Raw genomic sequence first — 4992 nt, forward strand, 5'->3', positions numbered from 1 at the left:
AAATAATGTTTATTTACTTCATTAGCATGTTCTTTTTGAGTTGTTAAGTGTTTGGCGAATGTTGCCTTATCTTGCGTAATCTTCAACAATGTAGGAATAAACTCACTACCTACGCTTTGTTTACTAAATAAATTGGCTTTAGCAGTCAACACTTGATTATGAGCGATATCATTATAACCCATGATTAGCAATTCATATTCAAAAGCTTTATTTAGTGCACCCATAATTTCTTTACCTTCATTAATATCTAAATATAAATCACAACTTTGATACAAACGTTCAATTGTTTCAGCATCAACAGTTGAATAAAGTTTAACATTGGCATAGCTACTTAAATTCATTAACTTTGTAGACATTTCGGTAATTGCTGCAATGTGAAATGTAATATCTGGACATTTTTCTAAAAACAGCTCAATATTCAGCAATTGATCTGAATTCGTCATAATAAGTGCTTCCTTCGTATGTCTGTTCTTTTTCTTATACTTATACAGATAACCTGAAGGGATAATTTGTTTACGCTTAGTGTCAGCAAGTTGATTCGTAATCGTTTGATATTCATCTTGCTCAGGAATATGAATCATTATATTACGTTGTAGTTCATGATTTAATATCAGTTGCATATTACCTGGTATATTGCCGTGACTTTCTTCTTGCCAGAATAAAATATCATTTCCTGGTGTAGACAAATTATAAAGGACTGCAAACGATGTCGCTAGTGAATTAATAACAAAGTTTTGTGTTTCTAAATTTAAGGTCTGTAAATAAAACATAATAAATGCTACTTCTGAATCAAAGAAGTGCGATTTTCCTTTCCAATCTAAAACAATGTCCTTCGTTACGTAATTTTCATAGATGACATCCTTACCTGCTCGATCCATGTATTTTTTAAATATTGCTACGCCTCTTTTATCATAGACTGTTTGCGCAAATTTAATGCCATGTTTGGTATAGTGGTCTACAAATCGAATTTGACCATCTTCATCCAACCATTCTACACGGTTGACGATTCTCGCTTGATAATTAGGTTGGTAAAGTATGCGCCCTCTCACCTTCCCCATATCTTTAATCTCTGCATTGTCATTGGTGCCCTCAATAACCCAATAGGGAGGTACATTGATTTCATTAAAAAACTTTGGCTTATCTGCTGCAGTAATGTTGTTGTTAGCAAAGTATTGATATGGTGATGTCATTTGATCAGGTAAAAAACCACTATCATTTAATACTATAGTCTGATTATCATGTCCAGCTAACTGTAGTGTTTCATATAATCTCTCTGTTTTCAGGTCAAAATGTTCAAATAAATTAATCATGGAGCACCTCTTCCAATAGATTATTCCATTGTTGTTCTATATGTTTTGTCTTGAATGGTTTGGCGATTTTATATGATTCTTCGTGTGGTTTACGCAAATCTTTGTTGAAATAAGACACCATATGGTCTGCCAGACGTGAAACAATCGTATCTACACTATCTTCATTTAATGCAATAGGAATCAAATAACCATTCTTTTTGTCATTGATAAAGGTAGGATTACCATAATTTACATCAAATCCTAACATTCCTAAACCAGAGCCAACAGCTTCCATCAATGTCAATCCAAATCCTTCACTCGTTGAGGCAGACACAAATAAATCATATTGTTTATATATATCATCTAAGTTCACATGACCACGTAAACGGATATAATCCTCTGCTTTAGATGTTTCAATTATTTGTTGTATATTTCCTTTTTCTCCACCTTCACCATAAATATCAAATATTAAGTCAGGAATTTCTTGTTTCGCCTTAATCGCAGCACGTACAATCCAATCAACATGCTTCTCACTAGCTAGTCTAGATGCAGTAATCATCGTATAAGGTTTACGTTTCCTTTTCGGTCTCTTTAATGTGTCCAAACTACCTACAGGAATCGTTCTAACTCTCGGTACATAACTTGTATATTTTTTAAATTGTTGTGTTAACAAGTCATTTTGAATATCTGTAGCAGTTATAAAAAAATCTATATTTCGTGCATTTGAAAATTGATATTCATAATAATTATTCCATAGAATGTGTGTATCATTCATTATACTTTTACTAAAGTGTTCTGCATGAACTACGACACCAACTTTACTATCTCCTTTATTTTGCAAGACAGATTGACCAATTTGAGTCGCCCTATCCAAGATAACGATATCGTTACTTGTTAGTTGTAATTTTTGAATAAAATAAGCAACAAATTGTTCCTTACTATATAAAATTGCATCATTAAATACATAGACACTTGAGTCACCATCGATGTACTCACGATATGCTACGCTGCCATTTTCATTATAAAATTGACGCATATACAGCTTAGCTTTATTGTCAAAAGGCGCATAGTACTCGGAGAATGTACGCACATAACTATAAAAATCTTTGCGAATGAGCATACCATTGACAACGAATTCAGCGCGATCAACAATGTCGCTATCCTTATCTTTCAAATAACAAGTCACAAAGGTTTGTTTGTTATTTAATATTAATCGCTTAACCTTCCCTGTTGTTTCAATATGCGTGACATCGTTATCTAAATGGCGCTGAATATCATCTATCGTATACGTCGTCGGTGCTATTTTAATATCTGAAAAATATTGGTATAACCAAATAATTTCACTATCTAAAAACCCCATATTATGTGTTAATGTTTGAATATTCTCAGATTGAATAAAATCTAAAAATACAAATTTCATCTGATGCTTAGAATTTCTGAGCAATTTAGCACGATAAGCTTGTGCATATTCGACACCGCTACTCGCCCAACCAATTCCAAAGTTTATATTATAAATTGTCATTTCACTACACCTCATAATTATGGAAAATGTATGACCAAATCGCCATCTTCATCATAAGTGATAATACTTTGACAAAGATTTTTAATTATATTTCCCTTTATTTTATAATTCATTTGCTCAAACGATTCTAATGCAACTTTATGATATTCGAAAATGGCATTACGTTGGCCATTTTGTCTATTATTTACGCTTGCTTTAAGTTGTTGTAAATTATCTACTTGGTTAATCCAAGCACTATCTATCGCTTTTAAAATTGACTTCTGTACAAATCTAATGTAGAAATAATCATTTTTTAATTGGACTTTATTCTCTGCTAACTGATTTTGAAATTCTGTTAATAAAAAATCGATTACGTTATCGTGTTGCTTTAAGTTTAATTGTGATATATCACCTTCAAATTTAAAGCTAATATTGCTATAAATATACTCTGCTAGTTGTTCTTGTGTTAAATTATCTTGCCGCTTCGATACGTCATGTCGAAAAACATCCTTTGCTAGTTGCTCAAGATTAAAGTCCTCTACGCGTTGCATGTTCAGCACTTTATCACGTTCTTGATAAATCAAATCCCTTTGAACACTAATACTCTTTTCATATTCATTCGACATTTCACGCATCGTCATACCTTGCTCTTCAGATACACGTTGCGCCTTCGTTACGATTCTTTGTACTCTATGTTGAAACACACGACTATCAGATAAGCGTGATGTGTCCATAGATTGTAACCGTTTATTATCACTTAATTTATCTTCTCCCCAGCGTTGTACTAAATAATCATCGAGTGAAATATAAATTTGCGAAGTCCCTGGATCACCCTGACGTCCAGAACGTCCACGTAATTGTTTATCGACTCTGCTATTTTCCATATGTTCACTTATAATTACTGCCAAACCACCCAATTCGTGTACACCATTCGCAAGTTTAATATCAGTACCGCGACCTGCCATACTAGTAGCAACCGTTACAGCTGATAATTGCCCTGCTTCTGCAATCATTTGCGCTTCTTTCGCAACATTTTGCGCAATCAGTAAGTTATTCGGAATGTTCATTTGGAATAATTCTGTTGAAAATTGCTCCGCCACTTCTGCTGTGCGTGTAATCAATAATACAGGCCGCTTTGTTTCATGTATGGCAACCACATCCTCTAGAATAGCTCGGTTCTTCTCCTCTGCATTCAAAAATACTTTATCACCGTAATCTTTCCTTTGAATTGGTTTATCCGTAGGAATTTGAATCACGACCTTTGAATACAAATCAAAAAATTCTGATTCACCTAATTTTCCTGTTGCAGTCATACCTGAAAAACGTTCAAATTGCTTAAATAAATTTTGGAAAGTGATCGTAGCCATAACACTCAAATCATCTGAAATTTCCACATCTTCTTTAGCTTCTATCGCTTGATGAAGGCCAGATTGTAATTTCGTCCCCGGTAGCATACGTCCTGTAATACGGTCGATTAGGACGATTTCTCCATTTTGAATAAAGTAATCCAGATTACTATCAAATAGGAATTTAGCTCGTAAAGCTAAGTTAATATTGCGCACCAAATCGAAGTAACCTTCCTCATAAATATTCTCAACATCGAAATAATGATTCGCAGCTTGTATACCTTGCTCTGTTAACCAAATTTCCTTTTGAGATTTATTTATTTCTATATGTTCATCTTCCTCTAATGTTTCAACAAATGTCTTTACAATATGAAACAAATTAGATTGCACACGTGGTGCACCCGAAATGACAAGAGGTGTTTGCGCAGCGTCTAAGATAATAGAATCGACCTCATCAATAATTGCATAATTTAATTCTGGTAAAAACTTTCCACCCAAACTATCAGCTAAATTATCAATCAAATAGTCAAAGCCAATTCTGCCATTTGTGGTATATACAATATCGTGTTGGAACAACTGTTTCTTTTCATCTCTTTGATACTCATAATCAGGTATATCAACAAAGCCAAGAGACGCCGTTAAGCCTAACCATTCATACAATGGTTTCATTTCTAGATAGTCCCTTTTAGCTAAGTAATCATTAGTCGTAATTAAATATGCACCCTTTTTAGTCAGTGCATTTAAATACAGTGGCATCGTTGCCGTGAGCGTCTTTCCTTCACCAGTTTGCATTTCAGCGATATCACCTTCATGTAATGTTATCGCACCTAAGACTTGGACATCTTTAGGATACATA

At 33.8% G+C, this 4992-nt stretch carries 3 protein-coding genes; all 3 read right to left on the bottom strand.

From position 1 onward, the window contains the following. Positions 1 to 1310, bottom strand: a 1310-nt coding sequence (gene gtfB / locus SH09_RS12380; protein ID WP_042739959.1) for an accessory Sec system glycosylation chaperone GtfB, incomplete at its 3' end; no start/stop codon positions are given. Further along, positions 1303 to 2811 (bottom strand): accessory Sec system glycosyltransferase GtfA, encoded by a 1509-nt coding sequence (gene gtfA, locus SH09_RS12385; RefSeq protein ID WP_013012261.1) that lies wholly within the window; start codon positions 2809 to 2811, stop codon positions 1303 to 1305. The genes gtfB and gtfA, both read right to left, overlap by 8 nt. Positions 2812 to 2828: 17 nt before the next feature. Continuing rightward, a partial coding sequence (secA2, locus tag SH09_RS12390; RefSeq protein ID WP_042739960.1) for an accessory Sec system translocase SecA2 occupies positions 2829 to 4992 on the bottom strand: 2164 nt, incomplete at its 5' end.

The organism is Staphylococcus gallinarum (assembly GCF_000875895.1).
Classification (GTDB): Bacteria; Bacillota; Bacilli; order Staphylococcales; family Staphylococcaceae; genus Staphylococcus; species Staphylococcus gallinarum.